The sequence below is a fragment of the Rhizobium sp. 11_C7_N12_5 genome (genome assembly GCF_051811145.1).
GTDB lineage: Bacteria > Pseudomonadota > Alphaproteobacteria > Rhizobiales > Rhizobiaceae > Rhizobium > Rhizobium lusitanum.
Genome location: NZ_JBPWPY010000001.1, coordinates 734413 through 757789 on the forward strand (window position 1 = coordinate 734413; position 23377 = coordinate 757789).

Annotated in this window: 22 protein-coding genes and 1 tRNA gene; 16 read left to right on the forward strand and 7 right to left on the reverse strand. The window is 59.3% G+C overall.

Features of this window, described 5'->3' with window-relative positions; translation table 11 throughout:
* Nucleotides 1–14 precede the first annotated feature (14 nt).
* Together AB8B29_RS03545 and AB8B29_RS03550 are read right to left on the reverse strand one after the other, a co-directional pair.
* Nucleotides 15–1952 (reverse strand): bifunctional 5-dehydro-2-deoxygluconokinase/5-dehydro-2-deoxyphosphogluconate aldolase, encoded by a 1938-nt coding sequence (locus tag AB8B29_RS03545; RefSeq protein WP_113119214.1) that lies wholly within the window; start codon nucleotides 1950–1952, stop codon nucleotides 15–17.
* 178 nt (nucleotides 1953–2130) lie between these two features.
* Entirely contained in the window at nucleotides 2131–3003 is an 873-nt protein-coding gene (locus tag AB8B29_RS03550) for a MurR/RpiR family transcriptional regulator (protein ID WP_047640144.1), read from the reverse strand.
* 233 nt (nucleotides 3004–3236) lie between these two features.
* Here AB8B29_RS03550 and AB8B29_RS03555 point away from each other — a divergent pair, with 233 nt between their 5' ends.
* The 3 genes from AB8B29_RS03555 (at nucleotide 3237) to AB8B29_RS03565 (ending at nucleotide 6037) form a co-directional block, all read left to right on the forward strand.
* Complete coding sequence (locus AB8B29_RS03555) at nucleotides 3237–4355, forward strand: Gfo/Idh/MocA family protein (protein ID WP_113119213.1); 1119 nt, start codon at nucleotides 3237–3239, stop codon at nucleotides 4353–4355.
* A gap of 245 nt (nucleotides 4356–4600) precedes the next feature.
* Nucleotides 4601–5818 (forward strand): FAD-dependent oxidoreductase, encoded by a 1218-nt coding sequence (locus AB8B29_RS03560; protein WP_047640142.1) that lies wholly within the window; start codon nucleotides 4601–4603, stop codon nucleotides 5816–5818.
* 129 nt (nucleotides 5819–5947) lie between these two features.
* A tRNA-Ser gene (locus AB8B29_RS03565) sits at nucleotides 5948–6037 on the forward strand.
* 63 nt (nucleotides 6038–6100) lie between these two features.
* On the opposite strand, the gene AB8B29_RS03570 is transcribed toward AB8B29_RS03565, so the two are convergent.
* Complete coding sequence (locus tag AB8B29_RS03570; RefSeq protein ID WP_113119212.1) at nucleotides 6101–6967, reverse strand: SDR family NAD(P)-dependent oxidoreductase; 867 nt, start codon at nucleotides 6965–6967, stop codon at nucleotides 6101–6103.
* Between the two features lie 85 nt (nucleotides 6968–7052).
* Here AB8B29_RS03570 and AB8B29_RS03575 point away from each other — a divergent pair, with 85 nt between their 5' ends.
* A complete protein-coding gene (locus AB8B29_RS03575; RefSeq protein WP_037193845.1) occupies nucleotides 7053–7487 on the forward strand; it encodes a MarR family winged helix-turn-helix transcriptional regulator in 435 nt (144 codons plus the stop codon).
* A 264-nt stretch (nucleotides 7488–7751) separates the two neighbouring features.
* On the opposite strand, the gene AB8B29_RS03580 is transcribed toward AB8B29_RS03575, so the two are convergent.
* Nucleotides 7752–8138, reverse strand: coding sequence for a hypothetical protein (locus AB8B29_RS03580; protein WP_439006670.1), 387 nt, complete (start codon nucleotides 8136–8138; stop codon nucleotides 7752–7754).
* Between AB8B29_RS03580 and AB8B29_RS03585 the strand changes: the two genes are divergently transcribed.
* The 3 genes from AB8B29_RS03585 (at nucleotide 8068) to AB8B29_RS03595 (ending at nucleotide 11626) form a co-directional block, all read left to right on the forward strand.
* Entirely contained in the window at nucleotides 8068–8256 is a 189-nt protein-coding gene (locus AB8B29_RS03585) for a hypothetical protein (protein ID WP_244655120.1), read from the forward strand. The two genes, AB8B29_RS03580 and AB8B29_RS03585, sit on opposite strands and share 71 nt — an antisense overlap.
* Before the next feature lie 771 nt (nucleotides 8257–9027).
* A complete protein-coding gene (locus tag AB8B29_RS03590; protein WP_037193847.1) occupies nucleotides 9028–10089 on the forward strand; it encodes a porin in 1062 nt (353 codons plus the stop codon).
* A gap of 469 nt (nucleotides 10090–10558) precedes the next feature.
* On the forward strand, nucleotides 10559–11626 hold the full coding sequence (locus AB8B29_RS03595; RefSeq protein WP_037193849.1) for a porin: 1068 nt from the start codon (nucleotides 10559–10561) through the stop codon (nucleotides 11624–11626).
* 120 nt (nucleotides 11627–11746) lie between these two features.
* Here the strand turns inward: AB8B29_RS03595 and AB8B29_RS03600 are convergent, their stop codons facing one another.
* Together AB8B29_RS03600 and AB8B29_RS03605 are read right to left on the reverse strand one after the other, a co-directional pair.
* Nucleotides 11747–12640, reverse strand: coding sequence for an alpha/beta fold hydrolase (locus AB8B29_RS03600; RefSeq protein ID WP_047639158.1), 894 nt, complete (start codon nucleotides 12638–12640; stop codon nucleotides 11747–11749).
* 81 nt (nucleotides 12641–12721) lie between these two features.
* Nucleotides 12722–14776, reverse strand: coding sequence for a lytic transglycosylase domain-containing protein (locus AB8B29_RS03605; RefSeq protein WP_113118325.1), 2055 nt, complete (start codon nucleotides 14774–14776; stop codon nucleotides 12722–12724).
* A gap of 216 nt (nucleotides 14777–14992) precedes the next feature.
* On the opposite strand from AB8B29_RS03605, the gene dapA reads away from it, so the two are divergent.
* Nucleotides 14993–15877: a 4-hydroxy-tetrahydrodipicolinate synthase gene (dapA, locus tag AB8B29_RS03610; RefSeq protein ID WP_037193854.1), complete on the forward strand. Its 885-nt coding sequence runs from the start codon at nucleotides 14993–14995 to the stop codon at nucleotides 15875–15877.
* Nucleotides 15878–16016: 139 nt separating this feature from the next.
* Complete coding sequence (smpB, locus tag AB8B29_RS03615; RefSeq protein ID WP_034507847.1) at nucleotides 16017–16496, forward strand: SsrA-binding protein SmpB; 480 nt, start codon at nucleotides 16017–16019, stop codon at nucleotides 16494–16496.
* Nucleotides 16497–16567: 71 nt separating this feature from the next.
* Here smpB and AB8B29_RS03620 read toward each other — a convergent pair whose 3' ends face one another.
* Nucleotides 16568–17155 (reverse strand): LabA-like NYN domain-containing protein, encoded by a 588-nt coding sequence (locus AB8B29_RS03620; protein WP_037193857.1) that lies wholly within the window; start codon nucleotides 17153–17155, stop codon nucleotides 16568–16570.
* Nucleotides 17156–17465: 310 nt separating this feature from the next.
* On the opposite strand from AB8B29_RS03620, the gene rpoZ reads away from it, so the two are divergent.
* The 7 genes from rpoZ to rnc all read left to right on the forward strand — a co-directional run bounded on the left by rpoZ (nucleotide 17466) and on the right by rnc (nucleotide 23373).
* A complete protein-coding gene (gene rpoZ / locus AB8B29_RS03625; protein WP_034507844.1) occupies nucleotides 17466–17867 on the forward strand; it encodes a DNA-directed RNA polymerase subunit omega in 402 nt (133 codons plus the stop codon).
* 100 nt (nucleotides 17868–17967) lie between these two features.
* The gene (locus AB8B29_RS03630) at nucleotides 17968–20196 is read left to right on the forward strand and encodes a RelA/SpoT family protein (protein ID WP_037193859.1); all 2229 of its coding nucleotides are present in this window, start codon (nucleotides 17968–17970) and stop codon (nucleotides 20194–20196) included.
* A 192-nt stretch (nucleotides 20197–20388) separates the two neighbouring features.
* A complete protein-coding gene (locus AB8B29_RS03635; RefSeq protein ID WP_080739544.1) occupies nucleotides 20389–20538 on the forward strand; it encodes a DUF3563 family protein in 150 nt (49 codons plus the stop codon).
* Between the two features lie 221 nt (nucleotides 20539–20759).
* Nucleotides 20760–21350 carry a DUF2062 domain-containing protein gene (locus AB8B29_RS03640; protein ID WP_037193861.1) on the forward strand — a complete coding sequence of 197 codons (591 nt, stop codon included), beginning with the start codon at nucleotides 20760–20762 and terminating at the stop codon, nucleotides 21348–21350.
* 40 nt (nucleotides 21351–21390) lie between these two features.
* The gene (gene acpS, locus AB8B29_RS03645) at nucleotides 21391–21795 is read left to right on the forward strand and encodes a holo-ACP synthase (protein WP_037193863.1); all 405 of its coding nucleotides are present in this window, start codon (nucleotides 21391–21393) and stop codon (nucleotides 21793–21795) included.
* A gap of 115 nt (nucleotides 21796–21910) precedes the next feature.
* A complete protein-coding gene (gene lepB / locus AB8B29_RS03650) occupies nucleotides 21911–22657 on the forward strand; it encodes a signal peptidase I (protein ID WP_037193866.1) in 747 nt (248 codons plus the stop codon).
* Entirely contained in the window at nucleotides 22654–23373 is a 720-nt protein-coding gene (gene rnc / locus AB8B29_RS03655) for a ribonuclease III (RefSeq protein WP_037193868.1), read from the forward strand. Before lepB ends, rnc begins: the two co-directional genes overlap by 4 nt.
* Nucleotides 23374–23377 lie beyond the last annotated feature (4 nt).

A 23377-nucleotide genomic window follows, 5' to 3' on the forward strand; every position in this document is an offset into this window, starting at 1 on the left:
CAAATGCTTTTAAACTATTGCAGGCCGCGGGTTTTCAGCCACGCCTGGGTCAGTTGCCGGAAGCGGCTGGCCATGTCGGCAATCGCTTCCTCGTCGTTCATGCTGCCTGACAGCCAGGCCCGCGCCGCATCGGAAAAGATCGTTCGCCCGACGGCGAAACCCTTGACCGAGGGTGCGGCCAGCGTCGCCTCGAAGCTGCGGATCAGTTCCTCTGCCGGTGCCTCCAGACCGAGCAACACGATACCCCGGCACCATGGATCATTTTTGGCGATCACGGCATCGATTTTTTTCCACGCGGCGGTCGATTCCTGCGGCTCCAGTTTCCACCAATCCGGTTTGATGCCGAGCGCATAGAGCTCTTCCATGGCGGTCGGGATCGTGTCGTCGGTGAGCGGACCATTCTTGCCGGCGATGATTTCGACCAGCAGTTCGCGGCCGACCTTTCGCGCTGCCTCGAACAGCGTCCGCAGCTTCTCCTGCTGCTCCGCCTTCAATTCCTTCGGATCGTCCGGATGGTAGAAGCAGAGGCATTTGATGCAATGATTGAGCGGCCATTCGACGAGCTGCGAACCGATATCCTGGCTGAACTCGAATTTCAGCGGTTTCGATCCCGGCAGTTCGACCGGCCGTCCAATCCAGGAGAAATTCTTGGTTGCGGCATCGAAGAAGGCATCGCGGCCGAAGCGCTCATCGATCAGCATGCCGTAGCCAGGCCGGCCGTCGGCCACCCGCGCCGCCGCCTCGACGGCCAGTCGCTTGAAAGCAACGATCCTGTCATGGCCGACACCCAGTTCGTCGGCAACGCTGACGAGCTGCGAGCGGTGATCGATGGCAAGCGCCATCAGCAGCGGGATCTCGTCACCGCGACGGGTCGTCGCCCAATGGACGTGGTTGATCGCCTCATCCTTGCGCAATGCCCGGTGCTTGCTGCCCGTCTTGAGGAAGAAATCGAGCTCTGTCCAGGTCGGATATTCCGGCGAGCAGAGCAGACGGGAGACAGCGAAGGCGCCACAGGCATTCGCCCATGTGGCGCAGGTCTTCAGCGGTTCACCGCGCAGATAGCCGCGCAGGAAGCCGGACATGAAGGCATCGCCGGCGCCGAGCACATTGAACACCTCGATCGGGAATCCGTCGCCGACGATGCCGGCCTCGAGGTCGTCCGAGATCGGGCCTTCATAGACGATACAGCCCATGGCACCGCGCTTCAGCACGATGATCGCGGGCGACAGGCGGCGGATTTCCTTCAGCGCGCCGAGCACGTCGTCGACGCCCGAACCGATCATGATCTCCTCTTCCGTACCGACGATCAGGTCGCAATCCGGTAGCGTCTCCCTCATCTTCGAGGAAACGCGATCCGACTTCACATAGCGCTCGAACCCCTCGGCATGGCCGGCGAGGCCCCAGAGGTTCGGCCGGTAATCGATATCGAAAATCACCTTGCGGCCGTTCGCCTTGGCGATACGGATTGCCTTGCGCTGTGCGGCCTCGGTGTTCGGCTTGGAGAAATGCGTTCCGGAAACCAGAACGGCAGCGGAGGACTTGATGAAGTCCTCGTCGATATCGCTCTCCTCCAGCGCCATGTCGGCGCAATCGGAGCGATAGAAGATCATCGGCGAGACGCCCTCGGCCTCGACCGCGAGCAGCACCAGCGCTGTCAGGCGCTCCTTGTCCGTCGCGATCCCGTCGACGGCGACACCTTCGCGCGCCGACTGTTCGCGGATGAAACGGCCCATCTGTTCGTCGCCGACGCGGGTGATGAGGCCGGATTTCAGTCCCAGCCGTGCCGTGCCGATGGCGATGTTGGCCGGGCAGCCGCCCACCGACTTGGCGAAGGATGCGATATCCTCCAGCCGCGAGCCGATCTGCTGACCATAGAGATCGACGGAGGAGCGGCCGATGGTGATCACATCGAGTTTCGCCTCCGGCCGAGCGTCCGGATTGTCGTGTGCCATGATGTCCTCCCGTCCCAGCATGACCCTCTTGCTCTTCAGCTTGCGCCGGGATCATGCATTATTGAAAGTGCCGGTGTTCGTTTTGTCCCGGTTGTGGTCGATCGGGCGGTCATCTCCCACGACCGTGATCCTGGCGGTAATGAAACATTGGTTCCGATATTTTGTCAATTCGGAATGTTTATTCCATTTTCGTTTTGTCTGCTTTTATCACGCTTTTTCGCCGACGCTCCGCGATGGCGACGGGAAAGGCCATGATGAGCGCCATCGAGGCCGACAGCGAGCGGAAGCCGGCAAAGTCGGCTTCGGCCACTTCGAACCAATGGGTGGCGCAGGCGGTGAGCGGCGAGAAGGCCGAATCGGTGATGGCGATGACGGGCACTTGGCGCGCGGCGAGATCCTCCGCCTGCGCCAGACTATCGGCGGCATAAGGGGAAAAGCTCGCGGCGATCGCCGCATCTTTCTGCGTGGCGAAGCGGGTAATCTCGCCATCGATGCCGTTCGGCGAGGCGACGATCTGGTGGCGTATGTTCAGCTTGGAGAAGGCGTAGGTCATATGCGCCGTCAACGGGTATGAGCGGCGCTTGGCGATGAGATAGATCGTCTCCGCGGCAGCAAGCACATCGATTGCTTTGGTAAAGGTTTCCGTCTCGATGGTGGCGGCGAGTTTGTTGACCGATTGGCTGGCAGCAGAGAGGAAGCCGGAGAGAATGCCGGCCTCCTCGTCCGTGATACCGGAGCGCTCCAGCGTTACCAGCCGCTCTTCGTAGCTCAGCGTCCGATCGCGCAGCCTCTCGCGAAAGATGCTCTGCAGGTCGGAAAAGCCCACGTAGCCGAGATGGTGGGCCAGGCGCACCAGCGTCGACGGCTGGACTTCGGCCGCCATAGCAATGCTGGCTGTCGTACCGAAGGCGATCTCGTCGGGATTGGCAAGCGCGAAGGCAGCCACCTGTGCAAGGCGCTTCGGCATGGCATTCTTGCGCTCTATGATAATGCTGCGCAGGCTTTCGAAGTCACGCGGCACCCTGATCTGCGTGTCGATGCTATTGTCCATGCCCCCGTCCTTCCGCCGCTACACCCGCTAATGAAACAAATATTCCATATTCGCAACGATAGCGGATTTTGATTCATCCAGCACGAATATTTTTAAGTGAATGATTTGAAACATATAACTTAGATTTTTTGTGAGTTGTGGCGACGGCCGCCGCAAGAGTGCGCTTGTCAAAACGGTCCAGATATTCCAAAAATCAGCCCAACTTCAGGAGATGATGTGGGGAGGACAGGCAAATGAAGCCGTTGGGCGTTGGATTGATCGGAACCGGCTACATGGGCAAATGCCATGCGCTGGCGTGGAATGCGGTCAAGACCGTGTTCGGCGATGTCGCGCGGCCGCGCCTGGTGCATCTGGCCGAGGCCAATGCCGATCTGGCGAAGGCTCGGGGCGACGAATTCGGCTTCGAAAAGGCGACGGCCAACTGGCGCGAGCTTGTTGCCGATCCCGATGTCGATGTCGTCTCCGTCACGACGCCCAATCAGTTCCACCCGGAAATGGCGATTGCAGCTCTCGAAGCCGGCAAGCATGTCTGGTGCGAAAAGCCGATGGCGCCTGCCTATGGCGATGCCGAACGCATGTTGGCTGCCGCCAGGGCTTCCGGCAAGGTTGCCGTTCTCGGCTACAATTATATCCAGAACCCGGTGATGCGGCACATCAAGGCGCTGATCGGAGAGGGTGCGATCGGCGCGGTCAATCACGTCCGCGTCGAGATGGACGAGGACTTCTTGGCCGATCCAAACGGCCTGTTCTACTGGAAGAGCGAGCTTGCCTCGGGTTACGGCGCTCTTGATGATTTTGCCGTGCATCCTCTCTCGCTGCTGTGGTTCCTGTTCGGTCATGTCGAAGCTGTCATCACCGATATGGCGAAGCCCTATGCCGAGCGGCCATTGAAGGACGGCGGCCGCCGCACCGTCGAAAATCACGATCTCGCCAATGTGCTGATGCGGCTGGGAGGCGGCATTTCCGCCGTGCTCATGGCCAATCGCTCGGCCTGGGGCCGCAAGGGCCGTATCGCCTTGCAGATCTTCGGCTCCAAGGGGTCGATCTCCTATGATCAGGAGCGCATGAACGAATTCGAGCTTTACCAGGCCGAGGGCAGGGATAGCGAACAGGGATTCCGCAAGGTTCTCGCCGCCCCCGCGCACAAGCCCTACGATCGCTTCATCCCGGCGCCCGGCCATGGCCTCGGCTTCAACGATCTGAAGATCATCGAATGCCGCGAGCTGATCCGCGCCATTTCCGGGCAAGCTGCGTCCGTCGTCGCTTTCGCGGATGGCCTGCGCATCGAAAAGTCTGTTCATGCCATGGCGCGATCGTTCCACGAGCGGCGTTGGATCGAAATCGTCGATTAGGCATTGTGCAGTCGGGTGGACCCACCTGGTGCGGCACACGTGCGGCAGAAAAAGAGATGGAGCGGCAGTCCGGCTTCGGCCGGACGTCCGCCGCTCTTGGCTGCCGGCCTAACTTTCTCCCGATCCTTGGCGCAGGGTCAGTCGTCATTGACGCTTGCAGGTGTAAGCGTTACCCCTGAAATCCATAGACGCATCCGTCCCGCATCACGCCGGCGGATCGCCATGATAACAATGGAGTACGGATCGTGACGGGCAGATTGGTCATTATCGGGGCCGGGCAGGCGGGCTTTGCGCTCGCAGCCAAATTGCGGGCACTTGGTGATTCCAGGCCCATCACCATCGTTGGTGCGGAGGAGAGCCTTCCCTATCAGCGACCGCCATTGACCAAGAAATATCTGCTTGGCGAGATGACATTCGATCGCCTGCTGTTCCGCCCGGAACATTGGTATGCCGACAACAATGTCGATATCCGTCTGTCCACCTGGGTCGAGCAGATCAACCGCGCCGCAAAGCAGATCGTCATGCAGGACGGCTCGGTGCTGGGCTATGAAACGCTGGCGCTTGCGACGGGGGCCACTCCGCGTCGACTGCCGCCTTCCGTCGGTGGCACGCTCGAAGGCGTCTATCTCGCCCGCGACAAGCGCGATGCGGATCTTCTTGCGGGCGAGATGCGCCCCGGACGCCGGGTCCTCATCATCGGTGGGGGGTATATCGGACTTGAGGCGGCCGCCGTCGCGCGCCATCGCGGCCTTGAGGTCACCCTGATCGAAATGAGCGACAGAATCCTGCAGCGTGTCGCGGCCAAGGAGACGGCCGATATCTTCAGGGCGATACACAGCAAGCATGATGTCGTCATTCGCGAGAAGACCGGACTGAAGCAGCTCGTCGGCAGGAACGGTCATGTCGCCGCCGCGGAGCTTTCGGACGGATCCACCATAGATGTCGACTTCGTCGTCGTCGGTATCGGTGTCGCCCCGAATGACAGGCTCGCCAAGGAAGCCGGCCTTGAGGTCGGCAACGGCATCGTCGTCGATTCGTTCGCCCGCACCTCTGATCCATCCATTTTCGCTGTGGGCGATTGTGTCGAGCTGCCATGGGAGGGCGGGCGGATCCGACTCGAATCGGTCCAGAACGCCGTCGATCAGGCGGAAGCCGCAGCCGAGATCATTGCTGGTGGCAACGAGGCCTATGATCCGAAGCCGTGGTTCTGGTCGGATCAATACGACGTGAAACTGCAGATCGCCGGTTTCAACCTCGGCTATGACGAAACGTTGATGCGCGCCGGCGCCCGCGAGGGCTCCGTTTCCGTCTGGTATTTCAAGCAGGGCCGTTTCATCGCTGTCGATGCCGTCAACGACGCAAAAGCCTATGTTACCGGCAAGAAGCTGCTGGAAACGGGCGTCAATCCGTCGAAAGCCGTTCTGGCCGATCCTGCTGCGGATATCAAACAGCTCCTGGTTTGATATCAACTGCAAGCCGGCTATGAGGTTCGCCTCCGCAGGCTGCTCTCGCCGTCTTAATGCATGGAGAACATGTGCGGAGATGAAAAAGCGCTTGCGTCGATAAATGAATGGCCCTATCAGGGCCGCACCGGAGAGGTGGCCGAGTGGTCGAAGGCGCTCCCCTGCTAAGGGAGTATACCAGAGATGGTATCGTGGGTTCGAATCCCATCTTCTCCGCCAGTCCCACCGTTTCTACGCCATGTCGCGATATTCTGCTTAACCGCCGCCGAATGCCGCACGGCATCAGCGGAAGCGGGAAAGCGTTTCAGTCGTCTTTTCCCACAATTGTCGCCGTGCTTCCTCGTTATCCGCGGGGGCAACAGGCGTCAGCAGGCGCGCACTCTTCGCCGAGACATATGCCCCGGTCTGTTTGCCGAAGGCCGGATCGGTGGCCAGCTTCACGATGGCCCCTGCGCCACGCTCGGGATTGCCAATGCCAAGCCACGTCAGCAACCCGGCGACTGGACGAGCAAAGCTGAGTTCACGGCCGAGCCCGGTGACATTGAAACCCGGACATAGGCAATTGACGACGACCCCCGTCCCGTCGAACTGCCGGGCTAGTTCGAGGGAGAACATGATGTCCAGAAGCTTGGTGCGGCCATAGATCCTTGATGATCCCCGTGCGGTGAAGGGGGCGATGTCGAGCAAATCCTTTTCGATGTCGAAAGCGCCACTCTGGCGCGAGGCTTCCGAGCCGACGGTAACGATGCGCGATGGCGCAGAATGCACGAGGGTTTCGCGCAGCGTATCCGTCAGCAACCAGGGAGCGAAATAGTTGACGGCGATCATTTCCGCATAGCCGTCCGCGGTGACGCGCTGCTCGAAGGCGTGCAGTCCCGCATTGTTGATGAGCACATCAATGCGCGGATGCCGCGCAGCAATGGCCTTGCCGGTCCTCACCACCGCCGCCAAGTCGGAGAAGTCGACGAAATGCACATCGACCGGCGTGCTGGGCGCGACTGCCTCGATCGCGGCGCAAGTTTGGTCGGCCTTGGCCTTGCTGCGCGCGGTCAGGGTGAGGTGCGCCCCGCATCGGGCCAGGCTCAAAGCGGCGAGTTGACCGATGCCGTCGGTGGCGCCGGTGATCAGAATTTTAGGACGAGCGGACATTTGGCACAGCACCATTTAGTTGATATATGTCCATTAGTGTGATTGGTGGACAAATGTCCACTAAATTTCTTTGAGGGGTACGCAAATGAGCAAGACGCATACGGAGCTTGTGACGGAATTGGGTCGCGAACTGAACGCCCTGCTCGTGGCGTCCCGCACGGTCATAGCCGCTTCGGCCGCCCGGTTTCGTCCTGATCTTCAGCCGGCCGCCTACCAGCTCGCGGCCATGCTTGCCGGCCAGGGTGCCACAAAGGCAGGGCGCCTCGCGGACCGGCTCGGTATGGACAAAAGCGCCGTCAGCCGGTTGGCAAAAACGCTTTGCGACAATGGGCTTGCGCAAGCCTCTGCTGACCCGGACGACGGGCGGGCGATCGTCTACAGCCTGACGGACGCGGGCCGTGAAGGAATTCAAGCCGCGGACGCGGTCAAATCCGACGCGTTCCTTTCGCGCGTAGCTGGGTGGGAGAATGAAGAACTCACCCTGTTCATCGGCTTACTGAGAAAGTTCAATCGTTTTTGAAAAGCATATGGCGGCGCGGGCATTTCGACGACAAACATCCGGCAAAATGCGGCTTTAGAGGGCTATGGCGTAGACGTAGTGCTCATCATCATCGGGCGCGGCCCGCCAGCCTCCCGATTTCCCTCGATGGCCCGATAGAGCCGCCGACCACCGCATACCACACGCGGGGTAGGAATCACCGATTCCACGCTATAGCCCGATACGGCGCCATCAAATCATAGTTGAGTCCAGCCGATATCGTCCCGTCGAACATCTGGAAAGTCGTCAGGGAAACGGCTCGGTAGCCGTTTTGACCGCCCGTGGCGACTGGTGCTGATCACCGCAGATGAGCCGTTGGCTGGCTGATGCCCGGTTGGCTCGCGACAGCGCGCCCAGCAGCGTCGAGGTGAACGAGGCCCGCAGCGCGTCACGCAGTTCCATGTGAAGTGCGCCAAGGGCGGGTTCGTCCTTGTAAGCGGCAAGGAGACTGGGTGGCGGCGGGGCATAGGCCGACGCCGCGCCCGCTGAAAGGAGGCTCATCAGGCAGAACATTTGCGCGCCATCGCCAAGCTCCGGCACATGGTGTCGCAAGAGTTCAGTCATGGTCGCGAGCCTGCCGAGGGAGGACCGCTTGTGCCTCTTGATCGTCTCGACCGAGACATTGTGCTCCAGGACGCCGCTCTGCGCGCCGAAGAGGCTGCACAGCGCCGACTTCTACGACCAAGCCGTCCAACGGCGCCTGTGGACCGTCTCCGAAGAGCTTACCGGAGTGACCTTTCCGGTGAGGTGAAGCGGCGTCAAACACCGCCAATTGTCCGATATGGCCGCCCGCCGATTGCCGCAAAATGCGAAATATCTGCTTATCTGTCGGATGATTATAACGATCTCGCAGTTCTCATCTTCGTCAGGCGTGGCCCGCCATTCCTATCGAATCGTCAGTATTAGCCGCCGGCCGTTCCTCAAATCGGAATTGCGATAGATCCGCCAACACAGGCCCACCTCCGTTGCTGCCTGTTCAATTCTTCCACGGATGCGTTGCGGCATCGCAATAATCTCGCCATGGGGCCGCTCCGTCATCCAATAGCGAATCGTCCACGACGGAATCATTTGGGTACCTGCATCGATTTGGGACGGCAGGTGAGCTGTTTCGCCGCCGCCCACTACCTGCAATCGCAACGGTAAATGTCGTAAATGATCCCTGAGACGTCGCGAAAGCCTGCAATTCGCCATGGAACGGCTATTTTTGCGCCCAATTCCATTTCTTCGGCGATGTTTGCGCCTGTCTCGTAAGTCCCCGTGGATTAAAGATTTTCTTAACAAAGTCTAAACCTATATTGCGGCGGGGTTGCCGATTTGTGTCCTTTCGGCAACAGGACTTAGGGAAGGCTAACGCAAATCCCCCTTTCCGAGTAGATGTCGATTGCGTGACAGAGCGCGTCTTGTATTTTCACTCTCGGAAGCGAGGGCGATTGATCGTCCACTTCTTGAAACGCGAGGATGGGACAGGGAATACCTTCGGGTAGTTCTCATTCTCGAACAAAACTTTGACTGGAGGTCAATAATGAACATCAAGAGCCTTCTTCTCGGCTCCGCTGCCGCTCTGGCAGTAGTTTCCGGTGCTCACGCAGCCGACGCTGTCGTTGCTGCTGAGCCGGAGCCGCTTGAATACGTCCGTATCTGCGACGCTTACGGCGCCGGCTACTTCTTCATCCCAGGCACCGAAACCTGCCTCAAGATCGGCGGCAAGGTTCGTACCGAAGGTCAGTGGTACGACGCTTACAACCCGAACAGCCGTTTGGGTACGCTGTGGCACACCCGCGCTGAGTTGAACGTCAACACTGCGACCGATACCGAATACGGCCCGCTGAAGACCGAGACCATCATTCGTTGGGACTGGAACGACGGCAACGCGACCAAGACCAACCTGCTGTGGGCTTACATCAGCCTCGGTGGCTTCACCGTTGGTAAGACGGACTCGCAGTTCAACGTCTTCACCGGTTATGCCGGCGACGTCATCAACGACGACGTGGTCTATGACGGTCCGTACGAGCTGAACCAGATCACCTACAACTACGATGCAGGCAACGGCTTCACGGCTGTGATCTCCGTCGAAGATTCCAATTCCGGTACGGGCGCCACTGGCTCTAACGGCGAAGACAGCTCCGACCATTACGCTCCTGACGTTGTTGCCGGTGCCGGCTTCAAGTCTGGCGCATGGGGCTTCAAGGTCGTTGGCGGCTACGACTCGATCGTCGAAGAAGGCGCCATCAAGGCTCGTGTCGATGCTGACTTCGGTGTCTTCTCGGCCTTCTTGATGGGTGGCTGGAACACCGACGGCGACAAGCTGAACAAGTACGCTGGTTCGAACGGTGCTGGCGATGCTTCCGGTATCGGCTGGGGTGACTGGGCTCTTTGGGGCGGCGCAAGCGTTCCGATCAACGAAAAGCTGAAGTGGAACTTCCAGGTCGCCTACACCGACTCGAAGATCTTCGCTGCGACCACGAACCTCAAGTTCAACCCGGTCAAGAACCTGCTCATCGAGCCGGAAGTTTCCTACACCAACTGGGATTCGATCAACGAAGACCAGTGGGCTGGTATCCTCCGCTTCGAGCGCAGCTTCTAATCTGATCTGACGTCTGTCATATCTGATTTCTCTCACTACGGTGAGGAAGAGCCCGGCCTTAACGGCCGGGCTTTTTCGTGTGCGTGATCGAACATAAATCGCGTGTGATTGAAAAGACAAAGACGACTTTTGATTCTTGATTTTTCTAATGCACTATATCCTTATATTCCGGCTTTCCTTCTAAAGTAACTCCAAGTAAAGATCGGCTTTGAGTCCAGCGGATTTGTGACGGTTTTGCGACGTGATTTTTGTGCAACGCACTTTTTGAAACGCGCGTCATAAATGCCGATAGTTTGTATCTGATATTGCTCTGAAAAAAACGATCTGTAGGTTCCAAACCGGAACCGAGACTCACTTTAGTCTCGGTTCTCCCAGATCAGGGGTCAACTTTGAACATCTAGGTGGGGTGGGGCGCGTCGTTTTTCGGCGTGATTTCTCATGCCTAATTGATATTGGAACTGGAGTTACTATGAACATCAAGAGCCTTCTTCTCGGCTCCGCTGCTGCGCTGGCAGCAGTATCCGGTGCTCATGCGGCTGACGCTGTCGTCGCCGCTGAGCCGGAGCCGCTCGAATACGTCCGCATCTGCGACGCTTACGGCGCTGGCTACTTCTTCATCCCAGGCACCGAAACCTGCCTCAAGATCGGCGGCCAGGTCCGTACCGAAGGCGGCTGGTACAACGCTTACAAGGCTGGTCAGGACCAAGGCGCCCGCGGCACATATTGGCATACCCGCGCTCAGCTGAGCATCGATACCGCAACGGACACCGAATACGGTCCGCTGAAGACCAACACGGTCTATCGTTGGGACTGGAATGACGGCAACGCCACCACCACCAAACTGCTCTGGGCCAATATCAGCCTCGGTGGTTTCCTCGTCGGTAAGGCCGATTCGGCCTACTCGACCTTCCTCGGCTACGCCGGCGACGTCATCAACGACGACGTGATCGAATACGGTATCAATGGTACCGACGAACTGAACCAGCTCACCTACAATTATGATGCTGGTAACGGCTTCACGGCTGTAGTCTCGGTGGAAGATTCCAACTCCGGTACGGGTGCCACGGGTGCAAACGGCGAAGACAGCTCTGACCACTATGCGCCGGACGTTGTCGCCGGTGCTGGCTACAAGGCTGGCGCTTGGCAGTTCCGTGTCGTAGGCGGCTATGACTCGATCGTTGAAGAAGGCGCTGTCAAGGCTCGCGTCGATGCCGACTTCGGTATTCTCTCCGCGTTCATCATGGGCGGCTACAACACCGACGGCAGCAAGCTCAACAAGTACGCTGGTGCTGGCGGCGCTGGTATCGGCTGGGGTGACTGGGCTCTCTGGGGCGGTGTTGGCGTTCCGGTCAACGACAAGCTGAAGTGGAACCTGCAGGTTGCTTATGACGACCTGAAGACCTTCTCCGCGACCACGAACCTCAAGTTCAATCCGGTCAAGAATCTGCTCGTCGAGCCGGAAGTGACCTACACGAACTACGACTCCGTGAACAAAGACACTTGGGCCGGCATCCTCCGCTTCCAGCGCAGCTTCTAATTCGGTTCGCCGAATCGGATTCGATAAAACTTCTGATCAGACCTCCGATCAGAAAAAACTGGCCCGGTTTTCCCAACCGGGCCTTTCCTTTTGTGCAGTCCTGAATGGCCGAGGGTGCCGTCAAACCGCCGAGAGAAAAGACCGAATTGCATCTGGAATGTCGCCGAGATGCAAAATGGGGGCATGCCCTTGCCCGGTGGCGGTCTTGATGACGGTTCCTTGGTGACGGCTTGCCATTTCGGCGGTGGTAGCAGTTGTCAGAAGCTTTGAATTCTCGCCGCGAATCACCATCAGCGGTATGCCATGGAAGCCTTCGAACTGTGCCCACAGATCAGGAAGCGGCGCCTCGAGATCAAGCGATTGCATCTGTGCCGCGATAGCGGGGTCGTAATCGGCAACGGGCTTGCCGTCGGCGAAAGCATAGATCGCGCGCGCCATATCCTGCCAGTCGCCGTCGCCGAGGGCGGTAAAGGCGCTGCCATGATTCTGCCGCAGGATATCTACGGCTTCATCCCAATCAGCAGGTTTTCTGTCACGGTTAAGGTAATCGCGGATATCGACCAGCCCGACCTTTTCCAGGACAGGGCCAATATCGTTGAGAATGACCGCTTTCAGGACATCCGGGCGGCTGGCCGCAAGCATATGCAGCACGAGACCGCCGCGCGACGTACCGATGAAGATGGCCTGTGGGATATCGAGGGCTGCGCAGACGGTCAGCACGTCCTGAGCTTCGACGGCAAGATTGTAGTGGGATTTGTCTGCATCCCATGCGGATGAACCGCGTCCGCGAGCGTCGAGCGTAATCACCCTGCGGGGAACCGTGGGGTCCCGTGACAGAAGCAGGGCCAATTGGTGGAAGTCCCGGGAATTACGCGTCAGCCCCGGCAGGCAGATGACGGGCGGTCTCGCCAGATTTGCTGATTGGCCGCCGCCATAATCCCGGGTGTAGAGTTGCAGCCCGTCCGGGGCTGCTATCGTTCGGGCAATGAAGCCGCTTTGATCGTCGCTGCGCATGCATCGTGCCTCGTGCTTGGGATATCGCGAGGGATGTAACGTCATTTCCGCAGCATGCACAACCGTGGTTGTGGCTTCGGCTTAGCCGCGACCGCTGACGAGATCGTGCACGATGTCGGTCTTTTGTCCGAGGCGTGCCTTGTAGACCTGATAGTTCTCCATCACCCGTTGGACATAGTTGCGGGTTTCGGGGAAGGGGATGCGTTCGATCCAGTCGATGACATCGTCCAGCGACTTGCCGCGTGGATCGCCATAGCGGCTGATCCATTCCGGAACCTTGTTCGGACCGGCATTGTAGGCGATGAAGGTGAGGATATAGGAACCGCCGAAGGTGTCGATCTGCTCGCCGAGATAGTGGGCGCCGAGTGTCGCGTTATAGCCGGCATCCTGCGTCAGCTTATCGGCGGAATAGGCCATGCCGTGTCGGCCGGCGACGGCCTTCGCCGTCTTCGGCAAAAGCTGCAGCAGGCCGCGCGCATTGGCCGAGGAGACGGCAGCCGGATTGAAGGCGCTCTCCTGCCGGGCGATGGCATAGGCAAGCGCCTTGCCGGAGCCGGAAATATTGGCATTGTTCGGAATGACGCCGATCGGGAAGGCCAGTGCCGCCACATCGACGCCGCGGCCATAGGCGATCTTGCCGACCTGCAGCGAAAGCTGATGGTTGCCCGAGCGCTCGGCCTGCGCCGCCAGCATGGCGATCTCGCCTGGGCTTTGCAATTGCTTCGCCAGCGCCCGGTAGAGTGCCTCGGCGCGCCAGCCATGTCCCGCCGCCTCCAGACGCGAAATGGCCTGCACGGACTCGCGTGCCTGGAAGCGTTGCCGGTCCTCGGTCGAAGGCGATGGATAGGAGACATTCAACGTCTGCCGGCCAAGTTTCTCTGCCGCAAGCTGGCCGTAGAATGTGCTCGGGTAGGAAGCAGCCTTGGCATAGAAATCGCCGGCCTTGCCTGGTCCGCCGCCTTCGGCCGCACGGCCGAGCCAGTACCAGGCGCGAGACTGCGAGATCGGTCCATTCGAAACCTGCAGGATCTTGCGGAAATGCATTGCCGCAGTTGCGCCGTCCTGCAGGCCGCGCAATGCATACCAGCCGGCGTGGAATTCGGCCTCGCCGACATCCTGCGGGCTTTCCGCAACATTGGTGTCGACGACGCCATAGGCGGCCTTGAACTCACCCTGATCCACCAGCCCGCGGCTGACGATGCGTTGTTCGTTCCACCATTGGCCGGGATCGACGAGCACGCTGCGGTCGCGCGGCATCTGCGCCAGAAGGTTGGCGGCATCGTCATATTTGTTCTGGCGGCGGAGGTTTTCGATCCGCATGAAAAGATAGGCCGGGTCCTTGCGCCATTGCGCATCCATGGCTGCAATCAACCCATCGGCCTTGGCTGAGTGATCATTGACCGCTGCCCACGCTTTGTAGAGCGATTGGGCCTTCCCGAGATCGCCGAAGCGCTTCGCTTGCGCGGTGCGATCGCGGTAAAGCAGATAGTCCATGCGCGCCTTGTGATCGGCAGGCGACAGCAGGCCGGAGAATTCCGCGAGGATCTTGTCCTCAAAAGGCTTGTCCAATGCTTCGTTACGCCAGATCTTGCGGATCAGCTTGGCAGCTTGCGCCGAGTTGCCGCGCGCGACGAGCGCACGTGACAGGATCACCGAACCTTCGACGGTTTCCGGCTGGGTGTTTTCGAATGCGGCAAGGATTTGATCCGTCGGCGGATTTTCGGTGTAGAGCGCCCGTTCCGAGTTGCCGCGCAGGCTGCCGAGTCCAGGCCAGCCGACAAGCTCGCGGGCGGCGGCAGCAATCTCGCCGGAGGGAATGCCCGGCTGACCTGACGTGGCGATCGCCCAGGTCAGAATATGGCGGTCGAGCGTGCCTTCGCCCAAGCCGTTGCGAATGGCAAGCGCCTGCATGGGGTTCTTGTTAGAGAGTGCGTCGAGGCCGGCCTTCAGGTCGCCGCTCACGGGTGCAACGGCAGGGCCGCGCGGGATCGAGGCGGTGCTCATCGGATCGGGCATCGCCATGGCCACATCGGCGCCGTCGCGGGTCGATGTCTGTTCACCGGGAAGCTGCGAGGCAAAAGCGCCCCATGCGACCGCCAAGCCTACAGCGGTCCAGATCGTGACAGGTCTCTTCATCCGGCTACTCACAAAACTATCAGGCCCCTTCCATTTGCCAAATGCTATATTAACGAAACCTTACCGGGGTCCGAATTTCAATCAATTATCATATCGGAAACTGCCCTTCACCATTCAAAGCGTGCTTGTCGCCGTCAAGCCGGCGCTTTATGGTGCGCGGATTCATAACCATGGATTGCGGCTGAAGCATGAAAGCAGCGCCGCTAGGAGACTTGCATGTTCCAGGGGTCCATTCCCGCACTCGTTACGCCCTTTACTGACGCCGGCAAGGTGGATGAGGTTTCCTTCGCCTCACATGTCGACTGGCAGATAAAAGAGGGTAGCAGCGGCTTGGTGCCTGTGGGCACGACGGGTGAATCGCCGACCCTGTCGCATGAGGAGCACAAGCGCGTCGTCGAGCTCTGCATCGAGGTGGCGAACAAGCGTGTTCCGGTCATGGCGGGTGCCGGCTCGAACAACACGCGCGAAGCGGTCGAGCTTGCCCAGCACGCCGAGAAGGTCGGTGCCAACGCGGTTCTCGTCGTCACACCCTATTACAACAAGCCGACGCAGAAGGGCCTCTATGCTCATTTTGCTGCCGTCGCGGAGGCGGTGAAACTGCCGATCTACATCTACAATATTCCGGGTCGGTCAGTTGTTGACATGACGCCGGAGACGATGGGCGCGCTTGCCAAGGCCTACGCCAATATCGTCGGGGTGAAGGACGCGACCGGCAAGATCGAGCGTGTCTCCGAGCAGCGCATCACCTGCGGCCGTGATTTCCGCCAGCTTTCCGGCGAGGATGCAACGGCACTCGGCTTCAATGCCCATGGCGGCGTCGGCTGCATTTCGGTAACGGCCAATGTTGCGCCGCGCCTTTGCGCCGAACTTCAGGCGGCGACGCTTGCCGGCGACTACGCCAAGGCTCTGGAATATCAGGATCGCCTGATGCCGCTGCACAAGGCCATCTTTATTGAACCGGGACTTTGCGGCGCCAAATACGGTCTCTCGCGCCTCGGCCGCATGAGCCGCAACGTCCGCTCGCCGCTGCTCTCGACCTTGGAGCCGGGTACGGAGGCGGCAATCGATGCGGCAATGCGCCATGCCGGCCTGCTGAACTGAGCGTATAGCAAGCGCATCGCTGGAATCTCCGCCGGGCCGCTCTCTTCACAAGGAGGGCGGTCTCGCCTATTTAGAGTACAGGAACTTGGCGCGCCGACGGCTGCCGCCGGAATGACATAAGAAAAGAAGAAGAAAAATCATGGCCCCCAAAGGCAGCCAACGCGTAGTCAACAAGATCGTGGCGGAAAACCGCAAGGCCCGCTTCAACTACGAGATCATCGATACCTATGAGGCGGGGATCGTGCTGATGGGCACGGAGGTCAAGTCCTTGCGCGAAGGCAAGGCCAACATCGCCGAATCCTACGCTTCGGACGAAGGTGGCGAGATCTGGCTCATCAATTCCTATCTGCCGGAATATCTGCAGGCGAACCGCTTCAATCACGAGCCGCGGCGCCGCCGTAAATTGCTGCTTTCCAGCCGCGAGATCGGCCGGCTGCGCTCCGCCATCAATCGCGAGGGCATGACGCTGGTCCCGTTGAAGATCTATTTCAACGACAACGGCCGCGCAAAGCTGGAACTGGCCCTCGCCAAGGGTAAGAAGCTGCACGACAAGCGCGAATCCGAGAAGGAGCGCGATTGGAATCGGCAGAAGAGCCGGCTGTTGAAGGACAACCGGTAAGGGCGGCGGCAGGCAAGCGCGGGGCATAGGTCAGGCATGGCCGACAGGTGCCGGCGAAAACCTTGCCGGCTCTATTGCTCGTCGGCATCCGTTTGCGCATGGCTTACCTCGGCCGAACGCTGAGGGCGCTCCGACGGTTCGCGTCCGATTTCAGCTTTCAAGGACACGAGATCGATGAAATGATCAGCCTGACGACGCAGGTCGTCGGCGATCATCGGAGGCTGGGTTGCCATGGTCGAGATGACCGAGACCTTGCGGCCACGGCGCTGCAGCGCTTCCACCAGGGTGGTGAAATCGCCGTCTCCGGAGAAGATCACCAGATGGTCGACGGTTTCCGATTGCTCCATGGCGTCGATCGCCAACTCGATGTCCATGTTGCCCTTGATCTTGCGGCGTCCCATGGAATCGGTGAATTCCTTGGCCGGCTTGGTGACGACCTTGTAGCCGTTATAATCAAGCCAATCGATCAGCGGGCGGATCGAGGAGTATTCCTGGTCTTCGATAAGCGCCGTGTAATAATAGGCACGCAGCAGATATCCGCGTTTCTGAAATGCTTTCAGAAGCTTACGATAGTCGATATCGAAGCCGAGGCTCTTCGATGCAGCGTAAAGATTGGCGCCGTCTATAAAAAGGGCAATTTTTTCGCGTGGGTCAAACATCGCTTACATATCCACTGTTACAAAAATGCATTATTTTTTCAAAGTGAAGCTAAAACAAGGCCTTGTATGGCATTGCAGAATAATTCGTATTACTTTATGAATTATTCATATAATCGAGATTTAGGGCACGAAAGGTGATATTCCAAGCAATCTTAGGTAGAACTAGCTATTTGTCTAGGGGAATTTTAGCACCTTCTGGGATGGCGCGAGAGCACTCAAACAGGAAAAACTTGAATTTGCCTTCGTTTGCTTGTATCGGCGTGTCTACTCCGAGACATGATGACGACATCACGACCGCAAAGGACAGGCAATGGCCCGTGTCACAGTAGAAGATTGCATTGATAAAGTTGAGAACCGGTTCGAGCTCGTGCTGCTCGCCAGCCACCGCGCCCGCCTGATTTCGCAGGGCTCCTCGATCACGATCGATCGCGACAACGATAAGAATCCCGTCGTTGCGCTGCGCGAAATCGCCGACGAGACCCTGTCTCCGGACGATCTCAAGGAAGACCTGATCCACTCGCTGCAGAAGCATGTCGAGATCGACGAGCCCGAGCCGGATCCGGCAAGCCTGCTGGCGACCGGCGGCGCTTCCGCCTCCAGCGATGAGGAAGAAGATCTCCCGGAAGCCGTTACTTTCGACCAGATGTCGGAAGAAGAGCTTCTGGCGGGCATCGAAGGCCTGGTTCCGCCGGAAAAAAGCGACGATTACTGATCGTCGAGCTTGATGCTCCGGGCAGGAGCGATATGATGAGGGGATGCGTGCGCCGGTCATATGACTGGCGCGCTTTTGTTTTTGCGGGAGTAGCTTTGGAATGATGCGGCAATACGAGCTTGTTGAGCGCGTGCAGAAATACAAGCCCGATGCCAACGAAGCTCTGCTAAACAAGGCCTATGTTTATGCGATGCAGAAGCATGGCCAGCAGAAACGTGCCAGCGGCGATCCCTATATTTCCCATCCTCTCGAAGTTGCTGCCATTCTGACGGACATGCGTCTGGACGAGTCGACCATCGCGGTCGCTCTCCTCCATGATACGATCGAGGATACGACGGCGACGCGCGCCGAGATCGATGAATTGTTCGGCGAGGATATCGGCCGTCTGGTCGAAGGGCTGACCAAGATCAAGAAGCTCGATCTCGTCACCAAGAAGGCGAAGCAGGCGGAAAACCTGCGCAAGCTGCTGCTCGCCATTTCCGACGACGTCCGCGTGCTTCTGGTGAAACTCGCCGATCGCCTGCACAATATGCGGACGCTCGATCACATGTCGCCGGAAAAGCGCGCCCGCATTTCCGAAGAGACGATGGAAATCTATGCGCCGCTTGCCGGCCGCATGGGCATGCAGGATATGCGCGAGGAGCTCGAGGAGCTGTCCTTCCGCCACATCAATCCCGAGGCGCACGATACCGTCACCAAGCGCCTCGAAGAGCTGTCGCGGCGCAACGAAGGCCTGGTCAAGAAGATCGAGACCGAACTGCGTGACCTGCTGGTCGCCAACGGCCTTGCCAATGCCATGGTCAAGGGCCGGCTGAAAAAGCCCTATTCGGTCTTCCGCAAGATGCAGTCGAAGTCGCTGTCCTTCGAGCAGCTTTCAGACATTTACGGTTTCCGTCTTCTCGTCGACGATATTCCGTCCTGCTACCGCGCGCTCGGCATCGTGCATACGCGCTGGCGCGTCGTTCCGGGCCGCTTCAAGGACTATATCTCGACGCCGAAGCAGAATGACTACCGCTCGCTGCACACGACGATCGTCGGCCCCTCCAGTCAGCGCATCGAACTGCAGATCCGCACCAAGCGCATGCATGAGATCGCCGAATTCGGCATTGCCGCCCACACGCTCTACAAGGACGGCACCAGCACCAGTACCGGCAACAACGGCGACGGCGAGCTCCTGTCGCGGGAAAGCAATGCCTACTCCTGGTTGCGTCATACCATCGAGGCGCTGGCCGAGGGCGACAGCCCGGAAGAGTTCCTCGAGCATACGAAGCTCGAGCTGTTTCAGGATCAGGTCTTCTGCTTCACGCCCAAGGGCAAGCTGATTGCCTTGCCGCGCGGCGCCACGCCGATCGACTTTGCCTATGCCGTCCACACGAATATCGGCGACACCACGGTCGGGGCCAAGATCAACGGCCGCATCATGCCGCTGGTCACGCGGCTGACCAACGGCGATGAGGTCGAGATCATCCGCTCCGGCGTGCAGGTGCCGCCGGCCGCCTGGGAAGAGATCGTCGTGACCGGCAAGGCACGCGCCGCCATTCGCCGCGCCACCCGGCTTGCCATTCGCAAGCAATATGCCGGCCTCGGCCATCGCATTCTGGAGCGTACCTTCGAGCGTGCCGGCAAGGTCTTCTCGCGGGAAGCATTGAAGCCTGCCCTGCATCGTCTCGGCCAGAAGGATGTCGAGGATGCCATTGCTGCGGTCGGGCGAGGGGAAATGTCGTCGCTCGACGTTCTGCGCGCCGTCTATCCCGACCACCAGGACGAACGCGTGACCGTCAAGCCCGCCGGCGACGAGGGCTGGTTCAATGTTCACAGTGCCGCTGGGATGATCTTCAAGATCCCCGGCAAGAACAAGGCCGATCTCGCCGACGGCGCCGATGCGCCGCCGATCCGTGGCCTGGCAGCCAATGTCGAAGTGCATTTCGCACCGACGGGCGCCGTGCCCGGCGACCGCATTGTCGGTATCATGGAAAAGGGCAAGGGCATCACCATATATCCGATCCAGTCGCCGATCCTGCAACGGTTCGACGATGAGCCGGAACGGTGGATCGATGTGCGCTGGGATCTGGACGAGGCCAACAAATCCCGTTTTACCGCCCGTGTCCTCATCAACGCGCTGAATGAACCCGGGACGCTCGCCAAGGTCGCGCAGACCGTTGCCGATATCGACGTGAACATCCGCATCCTCAACACGGTTCGCGTTGCCGCCGATTTCACCGAGATGGCGTTGGATGTCGAGGTCTGGGATCTGCGTCAGCTCAACCAGCTTCTCGTGCAGCTCAAGGAACTTGATTGCATCGCGACGGTGAAGCGGCTTTACGAGTGACATCGGCCGCCGCCGCTGTCGATCCAGTGCAGGCTGCATATTTTGTGATCATTTTATGACCAAATTCGAGCGGCTTTCTGGATAGGTATGCACTGAACGCATTGCTGTGTCTATTTTAGAGCGGTGGTAATTGACCTCCGTCCAGCCTATCTTCTGGTCATCGAAGAAACGAAACAAAGATGAGAGAAGACAATGTTTAGCCCGATCAAGAAATTCGCCCGCGCCCTGCGTGTTCCGAGTGTTGAAGAACGCGAAATGGCTTATCTGAACGGCTCGCACGACCGTTTTGACCTTGAATATCGTCAGCGTCAGGTCGACCGCGGTCTGTTCCGCCAGCGTTAATAGCTGTTAATACTTTCAAGACCAGGAGGGGCGCGCCATTGTTGCGCCCTTGGAGCAGTCGCCAACTTGCGATAATGCTTCCAGAAAATGTCAGAGCGTTCTCTTTCCTGCCCCTGAACAGGTGACGCTCCCAAAAAGGGCCGCACTTTCGGTTCTTAATCAGCGCGTGATATGCTTGGCCGGTCTTGTCATGACGGCCCCCAGTGCACTAGATAAGCCGCATGCTGTTTCGTCGCCGAAAACCACTGACACTGAAAGAAAAACTGCGGGAGCACATTTGGCCCCGCAAGGGTTTCCTTCGTTCGTTCCAATATTTTGGCAAGCGTCTCGTCCGCCTTGCCGCCTCGCCGCACTCGGTTGCGGCCGGTTTTGCGGCGGGTATCGTCGTGTCCTGGACGCCGTTCATCGGCGTGCACTTTGTGATGGCGATCATCATCGCCTATCTGATCGGCGGCAACGTCATCGCCTCAGCCCTCGGCTGCCTGGCAGCCGGCAATCCTATTACCTACCCCTTCATCTGGGCCTTCACCTGGGAAATCGGCCATCTGATCCTGGCGCGCGACAGCGGCGGTCAGGGCGGTGGCAGCATCGATCTGCCGGCGTTGTGGCACAAGGGCGATCTCCTGCAGATTTGGGACCCGGTTTTGAAGCCGATGCTGATCGGCGGCATTCCCCCAGCGATCGTTTCGGGTGTGATCGTCTACGCTCTGACCTATTATGGCGTGAAGACCTTCAAGATGCGCCGCAAGGAGCGCCTGATGGAGCGTGCCCGCGAGCGCCTGGCGCTTGTCGACAACGCGTCGAGCGTTTGACGAAGTCCGACTGCGCCCCGGCCGGCTGGAGGGCCTTCTCATGATCATCGGGATAGGCAGCGATCTCATCGATATCCGCCGCGTCGAAAAGACGATAGAGCGCTTCGGCGTCCGCTTCACGGACCGCTGTTTCACCGACATAGAGCGGGCCAAATCCGAGCGCCGCAAGAACAAGGCCGCCTCCTATGCCAAGCGCTTTGCCGCCAAGGAGGCCTGCTCCAAGGCTTTGGGCACCGGTCTGGCGCAGGGTGTCTTCTGGCGCGACATGGGCGTCGTCAATCTGCCGAGCGGCAAGCCGACGATGCAGTTGACCGGCGGGGCAGCCGAAAGGCTGGCCGCCATGCTGCCGGCAAATCATCGCGCCGCCATTCATTTGACGATAACGGATGATTTTCCTCTTGCTCAGGCCTTTGTGATCATTGAGGCGCTGCCGATGGACGGCTGAATCGCCACCGGATGTCGCTTTTGGCACCGGTGCCATTGCCGCCGCGATATGAAGCGGGTAGAGAGTGCCTGAATGGAAGTTGCGCCGGTGGGGTGCGAAAAAGGAATAAGACTGCGTGTCCGAGAAAGCCGTAAAACAGCAGAACGCCCTGTGGGAAAATATCAAGGTCATCGTTCAGGCGCTTGTCCTGGCCATGATCATCCGCACGGTTCTATTTCAGCCATTCACCATTCCGTCCGGTTCGATGATGCCGACGCTGCTGGTCGGCGACTATATCTTCGTCAACAAGTTCGCCTATGGCTACTCGAAGTATTCGCTGCCGTTCTCGCCGGATGTGTTCAGCGGCCGTATCCTCGGCAGCGAACCGAAGCGCGGCGACGTCGTGGTTTTCCGCTTCCCGCCGAATCCGGATGTCGACTATATCAAGCGTGTCATCGGGTTGCCCGGCGACCGCATCCAGGTGAAGAACGATATTCTTTATATCAATGGCCAGGCCGTGCCGCGTGAGCCGCATGGCACGTTCTCGTCGGATTACAGCCAGGAGCCGGGCGACAATATCCCCGTCTACAGCGAGCGGCTGTCTGATACGGGCAAGGTCTACGACACGCTGGATCTTTCGCCGAACTCGCGCGGCGACAATACCCAGGAATACGTCGTCCCGGCTGGGCACTACTTCATGATGGGTGATAATCGCGACAATTCCGACGACAGTCGCTTCGATGTCGGCTATGTGCCGGCTGAGAACCTGATCGGCCGCGCCAGCATCATCTTCTTCTCGCTTGGGCACGATACGTCGTTCCGCGAGATCTGGAAATGGCCGACCAACATGCGTTGGGATCGCCTCTTCAAGGTTGTCGAATGACGAAAGTGCAGACGCTTTCGCAGGCGGATCGTGCCAAACTTGAATCTGCGATAGGCTACGAATTCGCCGAAAGGGAACGCCTCGATTGGGCGCTGACGCATGCCAGCGCCCGCACGCAAAAGACTGATAACTACGAGCGGCTGGAATTTCTCGGCGACCGGGTTCTTGGCCTGTGCATCGCCGAGCTGCTGTTCAAGACGTTCGGGACGGCGACCGAAGGCGAGCTTTCGGTGCGCCTCAATCAGTTGGTCAGCGCCGATACCTGCGCCGAAGTCGCCGATGAAATGCAACTGCATCTCTATATCCGCACCGGCGCCGACGTGAAGAAGCTGACCGGGAAGCGCATGCTCAATGTGCGTGCCGATGTCGTCGAAAGCCTGATTGCAGCGCTTTATCTGGATGGCGGCCTCGAAGTAGCCCGCAAGTTCATTTTGCGTTATTGGGAGCGCCGCGCGGTTCGGCCCGATGGCGCAAGGCGCGACGCCAAGACGGAATTGCAGGAATGGGCGCATGCGAAATTCGGCGTCACCCCGGTCTACAGGGTTGATGATCGCAGCGGACCGGATCATGATCCCCGCTTCACGGTGACCGTGGAAGTGGCGGGAACGGCGCCCGAGACAGGAATAGAACGCTCCAAACGCGCGGCTGAACAGGTTGCGGCGACGCGGATCTTGGAGCGCGAAGGTATATGGCAGCCTCAGTCGACTGAGAAATGACTGC

Coding starts and splice junctions, on each gene's coding strand:
- AB8B29_RS03585 (WP_244655120.1), top strand. CDS start 8,068: ATGGTCGCGAGCCTGCCGAGGGAGGACCGCTTGTGCCTCTTGATCGTC.
- AB8B29_RS03600 (WP_047639158.1), bottom strand. CDS start 12,640: ATGCGCAGCGACGATCAAAGCGGCTTCATTGCCCGAACGATAGCAGCC.
- AB8B29_RS03550 (WP_047640144.1), bottom strand. CDS start 3,003: ATGGACAATAGCATCGACACGCAGATCAGGGTGCCGCGTGACTTCGAA.
- rpoZ (WP_034507844.1), top strand. CDS start 17,466: ATGGCCCGTGTCACAGTAGAAGATTGCATTGATAAAGTTGAGAACCGG.
- AB8B29_RS03575 (WP_037193845.1), top strand. CDS start 7,053: ATGAGCAAGACGCATACGGAGCTTGTGACGGAATTGGGTCGCGAACTG.
- smpB (WP_034507847.1), top strand. CDS start 16,017: ATGGCCCCCAAAGGCAGCCAACGCGTAGTCAACAAGATCGTGGCGGAA.
- AB8B29_RS03630 (WP_037193859.1), top strand. CDS start 17,968: ATGATGCGGCAATACGAGCTTGTTGAGCGCGTGCAGAAATACAAGCCC.
- AB8B29_RS03555 (WP_113119213.1), top strand. CDS start 3,237: ATGAAGCCGTTGGGCGTTGGATTGATCGGAACCGGCTACATGGGCAAA.
- dapA (WP_037193854.1), top strand. CDS start 14,993: ATGTTCCAGGGGTCCATTCCCGCACTCGTTACGCCCTTTACTGACGCC.
- AB8B29_RS03605 (WP_113118325.1), bottom strand. CDS start 14,776: ATGAAGAGACCTGTCACGATCTGGACCGCTGTAGGCTTGGCGGTCGCA.
- AB8B29_RS03595 (WP_037193849.1), top strand. CDS start 10,559: ATGAACATCAAGAGCCTTCTTCTCGGCTCCGCTGCTGCGCTGGCAGCA.
- AB8B29_RS03570 (WP_113119212.1), bottom strand. CDS start 6,967: ATGTCCGCTCGTCCTAAAATTCTGATCACCGGCGCCACCGACGGCATC.
- AB8B29_RS03635 (WP_080739544.1), top strand. CDS start 20,389: ATGTTTAGCCCGATCAAGAAATTCGCCCGCGCCCTGCGTGTTCCGAGT.
- acpS (WP_037193863.1), top strand. CDS start 21,391: ATGATCATCGGGATAGGCAGCGATCTCATCGATATCCGCCGCGTCGAA.
- rnc (WP_037193868.1), top strand. CDS start 22,654: ATGACGAAAGTGCAGACGCTTTCGCAGGCGGATCGTGCCAAACTTGAA.
- AB8B29_RS03640 (WP_037193861.1), top strand. CDS start 20,760: ATGCTGTTTCGTCGCCGAAAACCACTGACACTGAAAGAAAAACTGCGG.
- AB8B29_RS03620 (WP_037193857.1), bottom strand. CDS start 17,155: ATGTTTGACCCACGCGAAAAAATTGCCCTTTTTATAGACGGCGCCAAT.
- AB8B29_RS03590 (WP_037193847.1), top strand. CDS start 9,028: ATGAACATCAAGAGCCTTCTTCTCGGCTCCGCTGCCGCTCTGGCAGTA.
- AB8B29_RS03545 (WP_113119214.1), bottom strand. CDS start 1,952: ATGGCACACGACAATCCGGACGCTCGGCCGGAGGCGAAACTCGATGTG.